This is a genomic window from uncultured Pontibacter sp. (assembly GCF_947492645.1).
GTDB lineage: Bacteria > Bacteroidota > Bacteroidia > Cytophagales > Hymenobacteraceae > Pontibacter.
This window is the reverse complement of sequence record NZ_CANLMZ010000001.1, coordinates 498,997-514,708: the sequence shown is the minus strand read 5'-3', so window position 1 is coordinate 514,708 and position 15,712 is coordinate 498,997. Positions and strand designations below refer to the sequence as shown.

Sequence of the window (15,712 nt, the reverse complement as noted above, 5' to 3'; positions counted from 1 at the left end):
GGTACGCTTGCCTTTTTTCGCTGTCAGTTTTTCCATATAAGGTTGATGTTGGTGTCAACCTATTTCAGGACAGGACAATACTTTGTAAAAAGCCCGGCCATAATGGTCGGGCTTTTTGTTTATCCCAAGGCAATAATATCCTTTTAACTGAATTCGAATAAGTAATCAAATGCGTACTCTTTACTTTATACTTTTTGTCATACTTAGCTTTTGTAGCAAAAGCATAGCGCAACAGCACGAACAATTGCCGGACTCAAAGAAAAACTACTTTGGAGTTAAAGCTGGCGTGAACTTGTCCACTTTTTCGGGAGACGAAGAAAGCAAAATGCAGTTAGGCGCAAATGGCGGAATCTATGCCCTTTACATGGAAAGTGAGCATATAGGCATTCAGCCAGAGCTACAGTACGCGCTGCAAGGTACCGGAGTGAGCAATGGTGGCCATATATTTATGCATTACCTGTCTATTCCCGTCATGCTAAAAGTATATCCTACACCAAACTTCAGCTTTCAGGCTGGCCCATATGCGGCTTTTCTATTGTCTGCAAAATATGAATACGAAGCTGTTGATATCAAGCTCAACAACACCAAAGGCCAGGACTTCGGCTTTGCCTATGGTTTCTCCTTCGGAAACGAGGAAAAGATAACCTTCGGAATCCGGCATCATGTAGGGCTAACAAGTATTTACAAAGACTCTAAACTCCGGAACCAGTCTATACAAGCTTCTGTCGGGTTCTGCATCAGCAAATAGGGATTTAAAAATGATCACCTATTTATGCTTTTTAATTTCTGCTGCTTAGCCTTAGTTTAAAGATACTTTGGCTAAATTTTTGCTCTTTGTAGAAGTATAATTCTCAACTATTTATACTATGCGTAAACTAATCTTAAGTATACTTTTGGCTGGAATATCGGTGTTTGGCGCCAATGCCCAGCAAGAGTTTGCCAATATAGCGTTGCCTATGAACCGCGCCGAGGATTTGGTTACCCTCGCTGATGATTATGGCAACGTCTGCATTTACTACTACCAGAACCGTGAACTGAATTTTGCGCTGCTATCGCCGGACGGAAAGCAGATAGCCAAGCACCAGATTCCGTACCGCTTTGCACAGGAGCCACAACTACTGGGCACACGTGTTACAGATAGCGAATTTATATTTTACAGCCGCTACGTGAATGGCCGCCGTGAGTACCTGCGCCCTTTTGCTATAAACCGTGAAACCGGCGCTTTCAGAAGCTTGCAGGACGAGCAGATAGACCTGGACCGCAATGTGAATTTTGTGGGTGGCTTTGGCGATAAAGAGCACTTCTACATGCTTTACACCGACAAAGACAACAACATGCACCTGTACCGCGACTCTGATGCAGATGTGGCGCGCCTGGAGCGTAAAGTGTTTAAATCGGAAGAGATGCCACGCACCCGCGACCGCTATGCACGCGAATCAGACATGATTTATGTGCACCCGGATATTCAGCATAATGTATTTACTGGCTATCACCGCAGCAAGATTTACTCTAATGGCGATAAAATCCACATGATTTTTGATGGCTATCTCCTGAAAGGAAAAGGCAGCGATGAAACTACCACCGAGATACTGACGCTGGATTGGAACACAGGCACCACAGCCTACCGCACCTTACCCGCCATTGAGCAGCGCAACTCACCGAGCTTTAACTCTTACCTGCACAACAACATACTTTTCCGTGTAAACATGGAGAAGGACCAATTCAGGTTGGCGGCTTACGATTTTAACACGTTGCAGCCCATTAAAGAGTATAGCTATTCCGGGGATGAAGAAATTGCCATAAAATCCACGCCTGTTTACCAGCGCGGGGCCAAAACTTTATTTTCCGCGGATAATACCGTGATTGAGAAAACGTCTAAAGTGATGAAGAACCTGGCCAGCGGCGTACCGGCTATTACCGTGGGCACCTATGCAGATGGCTCTTTACAGCTTACAATAGGATCTTACAAGGCACCGGACGCAGGCAACAGCGCTTTCGGGCAGGACAGAAACCGCATGGTACGCACGCCGGATCGTTACCTGCAAACATCGCGTGGCCTGATGATGATACCTGGCAGATGGGTACCGGCTTACAATATCCCGAGCTACTACCTTAACTCGCCCTACTACAGCCGCTACTTTTACGACCCATTCAACCAGGGCGGGAACGCCTCTTCAGGCCCGGGTATAAGCACGTACTTCAGGTCTGTGGTTACAGCTGACGGCTTAACTAAAGTAACAGCCGAAGAAGGCAAAGAACCAGTAGTGCTGCAGGATAGAGTAGATACCTATGAGCAGGAACTGAAGCCAGAGCCAGAGCTTAAAACAGTATACCGCTACGGCGATAAACTACACTACGGCTACTATGACCGCCGCAACAAAACGTTTCGCATTGTAGAGTTTGCCCATGGGCAGGCACCTGCCGCAACACAGGAACAGTAAGTATAAAACAGCAAAAAGCCCGCTATAAGTAGCGGGCTTTTTTATTGCTGCAGTTACTTATAACTATTGCATCATCATTTTATTTATTCTTTCCTGCAGCGCTGGGTCTTGGCGATAAGCAACCATAATCTGCTCATACTTTTCCAGCGTCATGCCGTCTTTTTGTATAGCGGTTTCCACCTCTTTCTGCATGTCGGGCTGCATCTCCATCATACGCTGCGCTGCTTTGTTAAAAGCTGCCGTTTCCTCTGGTGTAGCATTTACTTCGGCAAGCTTTTGCTGCTGGTGTGCCTGCGCCATCTCGTTAAACTTATCAACGCTAAGCTTCTCCTCCTCCAGTATTTTCATCATTTTCTGCTCGCCGTTCTTCTGGATGGTCATCAAACGGCTGCTTGCATCTGCAAATTGCTTTAAATCGCTATCCGTGAAATTAGCGCCCTGCGTTGGCTGCTGTTGCTGCTGTGTTTGAGTTTCTGCTTGCGTTTTCTGCTTTTGCTTTCCCTTTTGCTGTGCCATAGCTGTATCGGTAACCGTACAGGCGCCTACCATAAGTATGGCCACAGCAATCCCTTTTATTTTTTTATTTAGGATGTTCATAAAATTCAGGATTAATAAGTATGAAGTGAATAATAAATAGGACTGTTTTTGTCCGTTTCCAAAAAAGGTATACTCACTTATAGGCTAGATTGTTCCGAAAACAGCAGTATATTGCCTGTAGCTATACCTTAGCAGCTAATAGGCAGGCCCTACAGGAGCACCTGATACCATGTAAAACACTGTATAACCAAAAGCATACTTCCCAAAGCAAATGGCCGTATCGCTTTATCCTGTATTTTAATTGATAACCCTACTCTTTTACTTCTGATGCCTCGCCAACGTAGCGCTTTAACTTTTCTTTTTGAACAAGCTGCTCCTCCAGCAACTGCTGTACTTCAGGCTTATTGTAATCTTCTATACTTTGGATGTGCTTCATCACCTTTTTCATGATGCTGTCCTGGTTTTGGCCGGTTTCCAGGGCATAGGAGTACGGAAAATCGTAGAAGGTAACCATAGAGTACAGGGGCACCCACTTATCCGGGTATTGCTCTGATATTTTAGATTCTATTTTTTTTCGGAGCAGGAAGCGCGGGTCGGCCACTTTATCACGCATCTCTATAAAATTCATCACGGCCAGGTCGGCAATGGCGTCGGCATTGGGTTTGCGGCTGCGCTCAAAGGCTTTGAAAAGGCTTGTCCAGTCACCGTCAAAATTTTCCAGCATTTGGTCCAGCACCGTTATATCCTCAAAACCGGCATTCATGCCTTGCCCATAAAACGGCACCACAGCATGGCTGGCATCCCCGATCAAAAGCGATTTGCCATCGTGGCTCCACGGGAAGCATTTTATTGTTACCAACGATCCAATCGGGTTCGAAAAATAGTCTTCTGCCAGGTTTGGCATCAGCGGCACGGCATCCGGGAAAACCTCCAGAAAGAAATTTAGCAGCTCTGTATCTGTTTTGATGGCTGCAAAAGAACGCTCGCCTTCGTAAGGGAAAAATAGGGTACAGGTAAAGCTACCGTCAATGTTAGGCAGCGCAATCATCATGTAATTGCCACGTGGCCAGATGTGCAAAGCGTTTTTCTCCAGTAGCCAGCTATTATCCGGCCCAGCAGGTATAGTTAACTCTTTATAGCCATACTCCAGGTAAGACTGCTCGTAATTAAAGCGCTCTGTTTTTACCATAGCACTTCGCACTACCGAAAAAGCTCCGTCAGCGCCAAAAATAAGGTCGGGCGTAATCGTTTCTATCTCTTCGGTTTCAGTATTGCGCAGTTGCACCTCGTTTGCGCGCAGGTTTACGTCCAGGGCCTGCTGGCTGAAGTGGTAGGTTATCAGCTCGTTTGGCTCCGACAGGTTCATCAAAGCGGCATTTAAACCTCCCCGTGATACAGAGTAGATCGATTGCCCCTCTTTGCCATAAGGCTGGAAAGTAAGGTTGCCTTGTTCATCGTGCATCATGCGCCCATGCATCGGTATCGCCACTTTGCGCACTTCCTCTTCAATGCCAATTCCGCGCAAGGCACGCCAACCGCGCTCACTCAGGGCCAGGTTGATAGAGCGGCCACCATCTATGATTGTTTTTCGCATGTCGGGGCGGCGTTCGTACACATCAACTTTGTGGCCGTGCTTAGCCAGGTACAGAGACAGCAACGAACCTACCAATCCGGCTCCCATTATAGCGATGTTCTTTTGTTCAGTCATAGTTTAAAGGTGATGCGCTAATGTATCTTGTAAAGTAAAGATTTCCGGGTGGTAATGGCAAGCCTTTACCTGACCACTTTCCGGAAGGTAAGGTTTATACGTGGTTCTACGGCGCGGGCTGTTTTAGGAACATGGTGCAGCCAGTAGTGCTGTGTGGGCCCCTGCATCAGCAGCAGGCTACCGTGGCTCAGGTTTATACTTTGCGGCTTAGTGTCTTTCCTGTATTTGTGTTTGAAACTGAATTTACGTTCGCCCCCAAAGTTGAGGCTGGCTATACTTGGCTCCTGTCCCAGCGCTGCCTCGTCATCAGAGTGCCAGCCCATACTGTCCTGCCCGCTACGGTACAGGTTTAGCAGCACACTATTGTAAGTATGGCCGCTTGCCTGCTCTACTTTCTCCTTTAACTGCAGCAATACAGGCAGCCACGGTTGCGGCTTGTTGTGCAGCCCCGAGTAAGTATAGCCTTTGTCGCCGTACCATGCCGTCAGGCGCGGCATAGGCAACTCTTTCCCAAACATTTTTATACTTTCCTGCTGCCAGTTTACCTCACCCATCAATTCTTTAAAGTATAAATCACTTTCTTCTTCGGTAAAGAAGTGAGGTTCGAAGTATACTTCGGCATCGGGAAAGGGCAATCTAACCATTGGCATTTTATGACCCTCCATCTGAACTCTTGCTTTCGCTCACATTTTTTTTGCCTTTTTCTTTATCCTTTTGCGCTTTCCCTGCAAACATATCGGCCACCCCCTCTGCTGAGTCCCGGTAAGGCTGCAGTACGTATTTTGCACCTGCCTCGCGCAGCATTTCAGCGGCCTCAGGTGTATGAGCTGTAAGCGCAATGCGGCCCTTGTAGTGGTTGTGTCGTAAAACTTTAAGCAATCTAATGTTTGTATTCACATCAGAAAGTGTGCTTATCACATTGCCGGATTTATGCAAAGGCAGTACCTCCATCAGGTCAGGGTCCTCGGCATCGCAATAAACTGCTTTTAAATCCGCGTTCTTCCAATGGTTAACAACCGCCGGGTCTATATCTGCGCCTAAATACGTAAGGTCATGGTCATTTAAGGCTGTTGCAATCCGCTCCCCATAGTGCCCTAGTCCAAAAATAAGCACATCTATTTTTTCTCCTTTGTCCTCCAGTTCCTTCGGTTTAGATGGCTTCTTCTTCTCAAAAACGCTTAGCATCGGAGCTAATATCTTAAAAAGCTGATCCGAGTACATAATCATGTAGGTAGACAGCGTAATTGTAATCAAGCCTACCAAAGTGATCAAGCCCATCGCTTCTTCATCTATATGGCCGGCTTCCATGCCCATGTTGGCAAGTATAAGCGAGAATTCACTAATCTGCGCTACTGTTAGGCCCGCTTTAAATGATGTTTGCTTGTGGTAGCCCATAAAGCCCATTATAATCAGTACTATAATAGGATTACCAACTAAAACGAATACAGAAAAAATAGCGGAAGGGATGATTTGCTCTCCCATGATCCCTAAGTTGAGCTGTGAGCCCAGGTCCAGGAAAAAGAACAGCAGCAGGAAGTCGCGTATGCTTGTAAGCCTGCCGCTTACCACCTCGCGGTACTGGGTAGATGCCAGCGAAATACCTCCTAAAAACGCACCCACCTCTTTACTAAAGCCTAAGTAATCACCAAGAGCAGCCAACAGTATAGCCCATCCAATAGAGAAAAGCACTAGCAGCTCCTGTGTGTCAGCCAAAAAATGTGTTACCCGAGGTATCACGTATTTCATCAGTAACGCCACAATAGCAAACATGGCTACTCCCTTCCCGAACACCAACACCAGGTCCATGCCTACTGAGCGTTCGCTCTCTGCCCCCAGCGCCGACAGCACAATCATCACAATTACAACCACAATATCCTGCACAATCAAGAAGCCAAGCGCAATTTGGCCATGCAACATGTTAATTTCCTTTTTGTCAGAGAGCAGCTTAACAATGATGATGGTACTGGAGAAAGTGAGCGCCACAGCAATATAGAGCGACACCATGTGCGAAAACCCTAATAACAAGCCTATCACATATCCAAATACGGAAGTAAAAGCTACCTGCCCTAAGCCTGTAAGCAGCGCAATCTTTCCAGTTGATTTAATCAGGTTAATATCCAATTTCAGGCCTACTACAAACAAAAGTATGGCTATGCCCATCTCAGCCAGCAAGCCTATCTCCCTTTCAGAGTTCAGCAGGTTTAAAACAGAAGGCCCTACGATGATGCCGACCGCAATAAATGACACGATAAGGGGCTGACGCAGCACCCTGCCTATTGCCCCAACCAGCGTTGCCAGGAAAATAATGAGTGCAAATTCGTAAAATTGATTATTTATAAGTTCAGATAAATTCATAGTATATAGTGTCCGAAGATAGAGATAGACGCGCCTGCAGCAGGCTCCTGTATAGTACAATAGTTCAAAGTATAAGGTTTTAAATTAGCCTGGCTAACCATAATTACACGCTTGCCCCCGTACTCCCGCCTTAAAACTGCACCAGTATGCCTTAGTCTAAAGTAAAACCTGCTGTAACAACAGATGTGCTTTTTGTGATTCGTGCCTATATTTGTACCTTACATAAAAGTATACTTATCAGATTTGGAAGCATTAGAAAAGATATTAGTCGCGTTCAGCGATGCGGCCTGGGGACTACCGCTGCTTATACTATTGATGGGCGGTGGTTTTTACTTTATGTTCTACTCAGGCTTTTTGCCTTTCCGGTATATGGGGCATGCCATTAATGTGCTACGCGGAAAGTATGACGACCCAAACGACCCCGGCGACATTAACCACTTTGAGGCGCTCTCGAGTGCCCTGGCTGCGACTGTTGGCATGGGTAACATTAGTGGTGTGGCTGTAGCCATAGCGCTTGGCGGCCCTGGCGTTTTATTTTGGATGTGGGTAAGTGCCTTTGTGGGCATGGCTACCAAATTCTTTACCTGCTCGCTGGCCATTATGTACCGTGGCCGCGACACCAACGGCCATATAGAAGGCGGGCCAATGTATGTAGTTGTGGAGGGCCTGGGGCAGAAATGGAAGCCGCTGGCCATGTTTTTCGCTATAGCCGGCTTATTTGGCACCCTCCCTATTTTCCAAAGCAACCAGCTAACACAGGTTATCCGCGAAGTTGTTTTAATACCAAACGGCATTGCCACTACAAACCCGTTTGCCTGGAACCTGGGCATTGGGCTTATCCTTGTAACAATTACCTCGTTGGTTATTTTCGGAGGTATAAAGCGCATTGGCCATGTGGCCGGCAAAATGGTGCCAAGTATGGTGGTGCTATATATGCTGGCCGTATTTTACATCATGGCTGTTAACTACACAAACATACCGGGTGCCTTCGGATTGATTTTCGAGGATGCTTTTTCGGCGAATGCTGTGTTGGGCGGTGCTGTGGGTGCTATTATAATTGCAGGCGCGCGCAGAGCTGCTTTCTCTAACGAGGCCGGCATTGGTACAGCCTCTATGATGCATGGTGCCGCTAAAACCGACGAGCCAATTCGCGAGGGTTTGGTGGCAATGCTAGGGCCGTTTATTGATACGCTGGTGGTTTGTACGCTTACTGGCCTGGCAATTATACTTACAGGTGCCTGGCAAAGCGCTGATGGCAACGGTGTAAGTATGACAGCCTACGCATTTAATTCGGCAATGCCTGGCATTGGAAGTTATGTGCTTGTGCTTTGTGTGCTGATATTTGCCTTTACTTCGCTGTTCTCCTACTCATACTATGGTACCAAATGCTTTAGCTTTCTTTTTGGGGCAAAGTATAAACACTACTATAACTACTTTTATGTGTGCACGATCATCTTTGGCGCAGTAGCCTCTATTACAGCTGTTTTAGCTCTGATTGATGGCATGTATGCCATGATGGCTATTCCGACCATGGTATCGGCATTGCTGCTCTCGCCAAAAGTAAAAGCGGCTGCCAAAGATTACTTTAACCGCATGAAAACGTTCAGAGAAGAGCAATCAGAGAACGTAGCTTCGGATAAGCTGAAAGTTTAAATTAAGGTACAAGTATAGAAAGCGTGAGGGCGGCAAAACTAGTTTTGCCGCCCTCACGCTTTCTATACATTTTTGCTTTCCGTTAACCCCAGGGCCTGGTTTACTTTCTCCAACTCGTCGTCATTGTCTATCATCACCAACAGCTTATCACCGGCTAGCAGTACGGTTGCCCCGTTGGGGGTTACGTATTTGCCTGCCCTGTCTATCAGCACAATCAGCGCCGTTCTGGGAAACTGCAATTCTACTATAGACTTACCTATGGCCGTGCTGTCTCTTCGCAGCTCCACCTCTACCAGCGCATTTTTAACATCGTAGCCCATTTCCTCGCCTAATTTTATGCGTTTCAGGGTTTTATCGCGCTCACTAAGACCCAGCCATTGCGCCACAAGTGTAAGTGTGGTGCCCTGCAGCATAACCGAGGTAAGCACGATAAAAAACACAATGTTAAAGATCATGTTCGACTTCTCTACACCAGCCAGCAGAGGGAAGGTAGCAAACACAATAGGCACAGCCCCCCTTAGCCCCACCCACGAAACGTACAGCTTTTCTTTAACTGAGGCCTTAAAAAAAGCCATACTTACGAATACACTTACCGGGCGGGCTACAAATATCAGGAACAGCGATACAAGAAGCCCTGTACCCAATACAGGTAGCATTTCGGATGGGAACACCAGCAGCCCCAGCGTCAGGAACATCAGGATCTGCATGAGCCACGCTACACCATCGTAAAATTTAACCAGGCTGCTTTTGTGGATAAAATTCCGGTTGCCAAGTATAACTGCTGCCACATACACCGCTAAAAAGCCGTTGCCGCTGATAAGGCTTGTAAAGGCGTAGGTAAAGATGACCATTCCCAGCGTTAAGGCCGGATATAGCCCTTCCTGCTCTAACATAATACGGTTTATTACCCAGGCCATCACACGCCCCATTAGCACTCCTACCACAGCGCCAATAGACATCTGCAGAAAAAACATAGGTACCAATTGCCAGATAGTGGCATTTTCGTTTGTCAGCAAAAACGTAAAGCTGATGGTCAGGAAGTAAGCCATTGGGTCGTTACTGCCCGACTCAAGCTCCAGGGTTGGCCGTAGGTTGTGCTTCAGGCCTATGTTTTTAGAACGAAGTATTGAGAACACCGCTGCCGCATCCGTAGACGACACAATAGAGCCAAGCAGCAATCCTTCGAGTAAAGTAAAATCAGAAATAACGCTTACAAAGGCCCCTAGCAGCATGGCTGTAATAAATACGCCTAAAGTAGAAAGGGTAACACCACGCCAAAGCACAGGCCTGGTGCTTTCCCAACGTGTATCCACGCCACCTGAAAAAAGTATAAGTGTAAGCGCCACCGTACCTAAAGATCTTGCCGCGTCAGGGTCGTTGAAGTGGATGTTGCCAATTCCCTCGGAACCAGCCAGCATGCCTACCGCCAAAAACAGAATAAGCGCAGGTACGCCAAACCGCCCCAGGCTCTTGCTAATGATAATGCTCACTAGCAGAAGAACAGATGCACCTAATAATATATCCTCTATGGTAAGACTCATTGTGCCTTTGTGGTTCTGATTAGCCCTTTATACTTAAAATTGCTTTAAGGGGATAAAAGACTTTAGCTTTTAAACTTAAAAAAGTGGATAACCTACTAAAGAGCGAGTAATCCGCTTATACTTTACAGTATCTCTTAATGCGCCTGCAGGCACTCATGCAAAATTTCAGAAAAACGGTATACTTCCTCAAAGCTGTTGTAAAGCGGTGTAGGCGCCACACGAATCACATTGGGTTCGCGGAAGTCTACAATAATGCCCGCCTCCATCAGTTTATCGAATAACACGCGGGCATCTTTCTTTACCAGCAGAGAAATCTGGCAGCCTCGTGCTTGGGGGTCGCGGGGCGTTATCATTTCCATTACATCTTTACCGGCATGCACATCGTCTATCAGGTACTCCAGGTAACCGGTAAGCTTTTCGCTTTTAGCACGCAGGTTCTCCATGCCAGCCTCATCAAATAACTCTAAAGAGGCACGGTGTACAGCAAATGGCAATATTTGCCCATTGCTCAGCTGCCAGCCTTCGGCACCCTGCATCGGCACAAAGCCCTTACGCATCTGGAAACGTGCCTGGGCATCGTGGCCCCACCAGCCCGCAAAGCGTGGCAGGTCCGGGTTATTACCGTGGCGCTCGTGCACAAACACACCAGACGTACCGCCTGGGCCAGAGTTCAGGTATTTATAAGTACACCATACCGCGAAGTCAACATTCCAGTCGTGTAGCTTAACGGGTATGTTGCCGGCCACGTGCGCCAGATCAAAACCTACTACAGCACCGGCTGCATGGCCAGCTCTGGTGATAGCTTCCATATCAAATACTTGCCCAGTGTAGTAATTAATGCCGCCCATCATCACCAATGCCAGCTCATCGCCATGCTCTTTTATACTTTGGATGATGTCTTCGGTGCGCAGCGTGTGCTCCCCCTCCCTCGGAAACAACTCTATTACTGCCTCATCCGGGTTATAACCATGAAACTTGGTTTGTGTCTCAAGGGCGTACTGGTCTGACGGGAAAGCCCCGGCCTCTGTAATAATTTTGTAACGCTTGCCCTCCGGCCTGTAGAAAGACACTAGCATGAGGTGCAGATTAACAGTCAGCTGGTTCATGATAACCACCTCATTTTCCTGGGCACCTACCACACGGGCTGCTCCGGCAGTTAACAGCTTATGGTAGTCGAACCAGGGTTCTTCGCCTTTAAAGTGGCCTTCTACAGCCAGGTTTGCCCATTTATACATCTCGTTATCAATGTACATCTGAGCAGACTTCGGTTGCAGCCCCAGCGAGTTGCCGCAAAAATAAATAGCATCCTGTTTGTTTATCTGCGGAGCGTAAAAGCGCTCTTTAAGGTAGTGCAATGGGTCTTGCTGGTCCTGCTCCTGTGCAAAAGCAAGGGTATTTTGATATTTCATTTCGCGCGGATTCGTTTATGTTAAAGCCGATGTTGTCAGCTATGTATTCTTAATCTTGCGAAGATAAGAATTTGGGCTGATTTGTTTTTAAGTGTCGCAACATGGCTGCCCTTGCCATTAATTTATTTGCTATACTACTAAGTTATTTAACTATACTTTAACCCATACTTAGATGTACGCCATACGCAACTTGTACCTCCCGGATAACTTCCCTGAATTACATTTAGACCAACTTGTATTAAGGCAGTACACGGCAGCCGATGCTGCTGCACTTAACCAACTCCGCAACAATGAGCAGGTAAATGAGCATCTTTTCAGGAAAAACGCGGAGACACTTAAGCAAACTGCAGAGATAATCCGGCACCTGCAGCAAAGCTTTAAAGAACAGACCGGCATAAACTGGGCTATCGCAGAAAAAGCAACGCAACAACTTATAGGCCATGTTGGCTTCTGGAAGATTGACAGCACCAGCCAGGTAGCAGAACTAGGTTATTTACTGCACCCGACTTTCTGGAACAAAGGCATTATGACAGATGTGCTAGGTGCAGTTTTGAAGTATGGGTTTGATAGTGTGGGCTTCAATAGAATAGAGGCTTTCGTGAAACCATCAAATGCGGCTTCAGCTCACCTTTTATCAAAGACAGGGTTTAAGCAGGAAGCTCTTCTCAGAGATTATTACCGGGTAGATGACAAATTCATGGATTGCCTGGTGTTTGGGAAATTAGCAAGCAACAGATAATTATACTGCAGCCCTGGCTTTAATGCTACCCCCGACAAACTGCTCCTTTTTCAGGTTAAGCCATTCCAATGCTGTGCCGTTAAGCATCCGCTCTATTGTAGCCATGTCGTAGGGCATAGATTCTATAAGTTTACCAGGCTCCAGCTCTCCAAGCGGGAAAGGATAATCAGTACCCAAGGCAATGCAATTGGCACCTACCAGTTTTACCAGGTACTCTAGCGCCAGCGGGTCGTGCACCAACGAGTCGAAGTAAAATTTGCCAAGGTATTCGCGTGGATTTACATTGTTATCGATTGCGCAAAGATCAGGACGCACTTCAAAACCATGGGCAATACGCCCTATGGTAGCCGGAAATGAACCACCGCCATGTGCAAAGGCTACACGCAGTTTTGGCAGCCGTTCCAGCACGCCGCCAAAAATCATAGAACAGATGGCTACTGTAGTTTCGGCTGGCATACCCACTAACCAAGGCATCCAGTAATTTCCTGTGCGGTCTTTGCCCAGCATATCCCAGGGATGCACAAATATGGCGGCTCCTAAGTCCTGGGCAGCCTCAAAGATGGGGAAAAGCTCCGCTGCATCCAGGTTCAGGCCATTTATGTTCGATCCGATTTGCACGCCTGGCATACCTAGCTCTTTAACGCAACGCTCCAGCTCTTTTATAGCCAGGCCCGCATCCTGCATAGGCAAAGTAGCAAGGCCAATGAAGCGATCCGGATAGTCTGCCACAATGCCGGCAATATGATCGTTCAGGAATTTGGAGAGATCGTACGTATGCTCGGCTTTAGCCCAATAGTTGAACATAACCGGTACTGTGCTTAGCACCTGCACCCCCACCTTGTGCTGGCTGCACTCATGCATGCGTACTTTTGGGTCCCAGCAATTGTCTTGTATCTCCCGGAAAAACTTATCGTCCATCATCATGCGGGCACAGCAGGGCTTGTGGTGCTCCAGCCTGATAAAGCCTCCGTAGCCATAACGCTCCCGCAGGTTAGGCCAGGTGGCTGGCAAAATGTGGGTGTGAATGTCAATCTTCAGCAGATCATGGTCTGTAAGTATGGGCGATGTAGGCTTATTTTCTTGCATGGTAGTAAACAAACAAAAATGCTGCTTTGCGGCGTACGGCTGAATTAAGCAATCCAACAATATAAGCATTTTATACTTTCTACGCACGATCTGGCGCAAAAGCTTAACGCAACAATACTGTTTTTGCTGTTATTTTTCTTTCAGGATGCTGTAGTAGATCAGGTCTATGTACTGGCCATTTTTGATTTCCCGCTCCCGCAACCTGCCTTCGTAAGCAAAGCCGATCTTCTTTAGCACCTGCTCTGACTGCTCGTTACCGCCCTCTACAATAGCCTCGATTCGGTTTAGGTTCATACTTTCGAAGCCATACTTTACAATTGCCCTGGCAGCTTCCGGTATATAGCCTTTGCCCCAGTAGGCAGGTAATAACCAGAAGCCGATCTCTGCTTTCCGATGCTCTTTTTCTAAACTGCTGTAGCCACAGGCTCCTATTAATTGATCATCATCTTTCAAAGAAAAGCCCCACCAGGCCCCCGTACCTTCCTGTAGGAGTTGCTCATAAAACCGCATCTGCTCCTGCACAGCTTCCATGGTATCGTAGTGTACTGCATAATACCTCGTTACCTGCCCATCTGATAGGCCCTGAAGTATAAACCTGGCGTCGGAAGGCTGAATAAGGCGCAGCTTTAGTCTTTCTGTGGTGATCTCCGGGTGCATCTGAAATATTAATTGTATAACCTTAAAGTATAAACCTCCCGCACCGCATTTGTTAGGCGGCACGGGAGGTTATGCAAGAGAAGGCTTTTGTTTATTCAGCGGCCTCTACTGGTTTAGTTGGTGGCTCCATTACAGTACCGCACACTTTACAGGTGCGCAGGTCTTCGCTCTCCCAAAACTTATTCATGATCTTAGGCAGCTGCTCTACAATATCGGTAACGTCGGCATACTCTTCGTACAATTTATTATCGCAGTTCTCGCAGAACCACATAAAGCCATCTTTCTCACCTGCCTTACGGTAACGCTCTATTACAAGCCCTACAGTATTAGCGGGGCGGCGCGGCGAGTGGGGCACTTTGGGCGGTAGCAGAAAAATCTCCCCCTCTTTTATCTCAACGTCAACAGGCTTACCGTCCTCAATAATCTTTAGGGTGATATCGCCTTCCAGCTGGTAGAAAAACTCTTCGCCTTCGTCGTAATGGTAATCTTTACGAGCATTGGGTCCGCCCACCACCATCACAATAAAATCGTCGTTGCCTTTAAAGACCTGCTGGTTACCAACAGGCGGCTTAAGCAAGTGGCGGTGTTCATCAATCCATTTTTTGAAGTTGAAAGCGCGTTGTATGGCCATAGTTTTAGTTCTGAGGTTTATAATTTGAAGGTACGCAAAAGCCGGCAAAAACGGTAATCTCCGTATAAACCATTTATATTTCTGCTACTCAGTTTTAAAGCCTTTTGCGTACATTTAGCTTATGAACTTAGACCTGACTGATAAAAGAGCCATCGTGTGCGGCAGCACGCAAGGTATAGGCAAAGCCATTGCTGTAGAGCTAGCACAATTGGGTGCGCATGTAACGCTGGTTGCTCGCAATGAGGATAAACTAAAGGCAACTGCACAGGAACTAGACAACAGCAAAGGCCAAAAACATGATTACCTGATAGCTGATTTTGCCAATACAGCAGATGTAGCCCTAAAGCTGGAAGTATATGCTAAGCAACAAGAGGCTGTGCACATACTTGTAAACAATACCGGCGGACCAGCAGGCGGACCAATTGTGGATGCCAAACCAGAGGAGTTTCTGAACGCTTTTAACATGCACCTGATCAACAACCACACGTTGGCGCAGGCAGTTATTCCGCTTATGAAAAATGCTGGTTATGGCCGCATTATCAACATCATCAGTACCTCGGTAAAGCAGCCGCTACATGGGTTGGGAGTATCCAACACCATCCGTGGGGCTGTGGCAAGCTGGGCTAAAACCATGGCTAACGAGCTGGGGCAGTATGGCATCACGGTAAACAATGTATTGCCCGGGGCTACCCGTACCGGCCGCCTGGAATCCATCATCGAGAACAAAGCAAAGAAAACCGCTACTGAAGTAGATTCCGTGGAAGAAGAGATGATGAAGGAGATACCTGCTCGTCGTTTTGCCGAGCCCGAAGAAGTTGCCGCCGCCGCCACATTTCTGGCTACACCTGCCGCTGCTTATATTAATGGTATAAATGTACCGGTAGATGGTGGCAGAACAGGGTGCTTGTAAGATTGTTGTTTTTTAATTTTTTGATCAGCACAGTCTCTCCATAAT

General features: G+C 47.1%; 14 protein-coding genes. 5 read left to right on the top strand and 9 right to left on the bottom strand.

Annotated features, from left to right (window positions below):
• Window positions 1-169 precede the first annotated feature (169 nt).
• Together Q1A23_RS02145 and Q1A23_RS02140 are read left to right on the top strand one after the other, a co-directional pair.
• Window positions 170-748 (top strand): porin family protein, encoded by a 579-nt coding sequence (locus tag Q1A23_RS02145; RefSeq protein WP_299818817.1) that lies wholly within the window; start codon window positions 170-172, stop codon window positions 746-748.
• Window positions 749-866: 118 nt separating this feature from the next.
• A complete protein-coding gene (locus Q1A23_RS02140) occupies window positions 867-2,441 on the top strand; it encodes a hypothetical protein (RefSeq protein WP_299818814.1) in 1,575 nt (524 codons plus the stop codon).
• A gap of 63 nt (window positions 2,442-2,504) precedes the next feature.
• Here Q1A23_RS02140 and Q1A23_RS02135 read toward each other — a convergent pair whose 3' ends face one another.
• From Q1A23_RS02135 to Q1A23_RS02120, 4 genes are all read right to left on the bottom strand, one after another.
• The gene (locus tag Q1A23_RS02135) at window positions 2,505-3,038 is read right to left on the bottom strand and encodes a DUF4168 domain-containing protein (RefSeq protein ID WP_299818811.1); all 534 of its coding nucleotides are present in this window, start codon (window positions 3,036-3,038) and stop codon (window positions 2,505-2,507) included.
• Between the two features lie 250 nt (window positions 3,039-3,288).
• Window positions 3,289-4,686, bottom strand: coding sequence for an NAD(P)/FAD-dependent oxidoreductase (locus tag Q1A23_RS02130; protein ID WP_299818808.1), 1,398 nt, complete (start codon window positions 4,684-4,686; stop codon window positions 3,289-3,291).
• A gap of 65 nt (window positions 4,687-4,751) precedes the next feature.
• Window positions 4,752-5,351, bottom strand: a complete 600-nt coding sequence (locus tag Q1A23_RS02125) for an alpha-ketoglutarate-dependent dioxygenase AlkB (protein ID WP_299818805.1) — start codon at window positions 5,349-5,351, stop codon at window positions 4,752-4,754.
• Complete coding sequence (locus Q1A23_RS02120; protein ID WP_299818802.1) at window positions 5,338-7,041, bottom strand: cation:proton antiporter; 1,704 nt, start codon at window positions 7,039-7,041, stop codon at window positions 5,338-5,340. Before Q1A23_RS02120 ends, Q1A23_RS02125 begins: the two co-directional genes overlap by 14 nt.
• Window positions 7,042-7,284: 243 nt before the next feature.
• Here Q1A23_RS02120 and Q1A23_RS02115 point away from each other — a divergent pair, with 243 nt between their 5' ends.
• A complete protein-coding gene (locus tag Q1A23_RS02115; RefSeq protein WP_299818800.1) occupies window positions 7,285-8,694 on the top strand; it encodes an alanine/glycine:cation symporter family protein in 1,410 nt (469 codons plus the stop codon).
• Window positions 8,695-8,756: 62 nt separating this feature from the next.
• Here the strand turns inward: Q1A23_RS02115 and Q1A23_RS02110 are convergent, their stop codons facing one another.
• Together Q1A23_RS02110 and kynU are read right to left on the bottom strand one after the other, a co-directional pair.
• Window positions 8,757-10,235: a potassium/proton antiporter gene (locus Q1A23_RS02110; RefSeq protein WP_299818797.1), complete on the bottom strand. Its 1,479-nt coding sequence runs from the start codon at window positions 10,233-10,235 to the stop codon at window positions 8,757-8,759.
• A 134-nt stretch (window positions 10,236-10,369) separates the two neighbouring features.
• Complete coding sequence (kynU, locus tag Q1A23_RS02105; RefSeq protein ID WP_299818794.1) at window positions 10,370-11,644, bottom strand: kynureninase; 1,275 nt, start codon at window positions 11,642-11,644, stop codon at window positions 10,370-10,372.
• A gap of 172 nt (window positions 11,645-11,816) precedes the next feature.
• Between kynU and Q1A23_RS02100 the strand changes: the two genes are divergently transcribed.
• Window positions 11,817-12,383 carry a GNAT family protein gene (locus Q1A23_RS02100; protein ID WP_299818791.1) on the top strand — a complete coding sequence of 189 codons (567 nt, stop codon included), beginning with the start codon at window positions 11,817-11,819 and terminating at the stop codon, window positions 12,381-12,383.
• On the opposite strand, the gene Q1A23_RS02095 is transcribed toward Q1A23_RS02100, so the two are convergent.
• The 3 genes from Q1A23_RS02095 to Q1A23_RS02085 all read right to left on the bottom strand — a co-directional run bounded on the left by Q1A23_RS02095 (window position 12,384) and on the right by Q1A23_RS02085 (window position 14,757).
• Window positions 12,384-13,469, bottom strand: coding sequence for an amidohydrolase family protein (locus Q1A23_RS02095; RefSeq protein ID WP_299818788.1), 1,086 nt, complete (start codon window positions 13,467-13,469; stop codon window positions 12,384-12,386). It abuts the gene before it with no gap.
• Window positions 13,470-13,598: 129 nt separating this feature from the next.
• On the bottom strand, window positions 13,599-14,189 hold the full coding sequence (locus Q1A23_RS02090) for a GNAT family protein (protein WP_299818785.1): 591 nt from the start codon (window positions 14,187-14,189) through the stop codon (window positions 13,599-13,601).
• Between the two features lie 28 nt (window positions 14,190-14,217).
• Window positions 14,218-14,757, bottom strand: a complete 540-nt coding sequence (locus Q1A23_RS02085; RefSeq protein ID WP_299818782.1) for a 3-hydroxyanthranilate 3,4-dioxygenase — start codon at window positions 14,755-14,757, stop codon at window positions 14,218-14,220.
• 121 nt (window positions 14,758-14,878) lie between these two features.
• On the opposite strand from Q1A23_RS02085, the gene Q1A23_RS02080 reads away from it, so the two are divergent.
• The gene (locus Q1A23_RS02080; RefSeq protein WP_299818779.1) at window positions 14,879-15,667 is read left to right on the top strand and encodes an SDR family oxidoreductase; all 789 of its coding nucleotides are present in this window, start codon (window positions 14,879-14,881) and stop codon (window positions 15,665-15,667) included.
• Window positions 15,668-15,712: the final 45 nt, after the last annotated feature.

Bases quoted from the DNA above. Each gene is read 5' to 3' on its own strand.
- Q1A23_RS02145 (WP_299818817.1), top strand. From the start codon at position 170: ATGCGTACTCTTTACTTTATACTTTTTGTCATACTTAGCTTTTGTAGC.
- kynU (WP_299818794.1), bottom strand. From the start codon at position 11,644: ATGAAATATCAAAATACCCTTGCTTTTGCACAGGAGCAGGACCAGCAA.
- Q1A23_RS02140 (WP_299818814.1), top strand. From the start codon at position 867: ATGCGTAAACTAATCTTAAGTATACTTTTGGCTGGAATATCGGTGTTT.
- Q1A23_RS02135 (WP_299818811.1), bottom strand. From the start codon at position 3,038: ATGAACATCCTAAATAAAAAAATAAAAGGGATTGCTGTGGCCATACTT.
- Q1A23_RS02100 (WP_299818791.1), top strand. From the start codon at position 11,817: ATGTACGCCATACGCAACTTGTACCTCCCGGATAACTTCCCTGAATTA.
- Q1A23_RS02110 (WP_299818797.1), bottom strand. From the start codon at position 10,235: ATGAGTCTTACCATAGAGGATATATTATTAGGTGCATCTGTTCTTCTG.
- Q1A23_RS02085 (WP_299818782.1), bottom strand. From the start codon at position 14,757: ATGGCCATACAACGCGCTTTCAACTTCAAAAAATGGATTGATGAACAC.
- Q1A23_RS02130 (WP_299818808.1), bottom strand. From the start codon at position 4,686: ATGACTGAACAAAAGAACATCGCTATAATGGGAGCCGGATTGGTAGGT.
- Q1A23_RS02120 (WP_299818802.1), bottom strand. From the start codon at position 7,041: ATGAATTTATCTGAACTTATAAATAATCAATTTTACGAATTTGCACTC.
- Q1A23_RS02125 (WP_299818805.1), bottom strand. From the start codon at position 5,351: ATGGAGGGTCATAAAATGCCAATGGTTAGATTGCCCTTTCCCGATGCC.
- Q1A23_RS02080 (WP_299818779.1), top strand. From the start codon at position 14,879: ATGAACTTAGACCTGACTGATAAAAGAGCCATCGTGTGCGGCAGCACG.
- Q1A23_RS02095 (WP_299818788.1), bottom strand. From the start codon at position 13,469: ATGCAAGAAAATAAGCCTACATCGCCCATACTTACAGACCATGATCTG.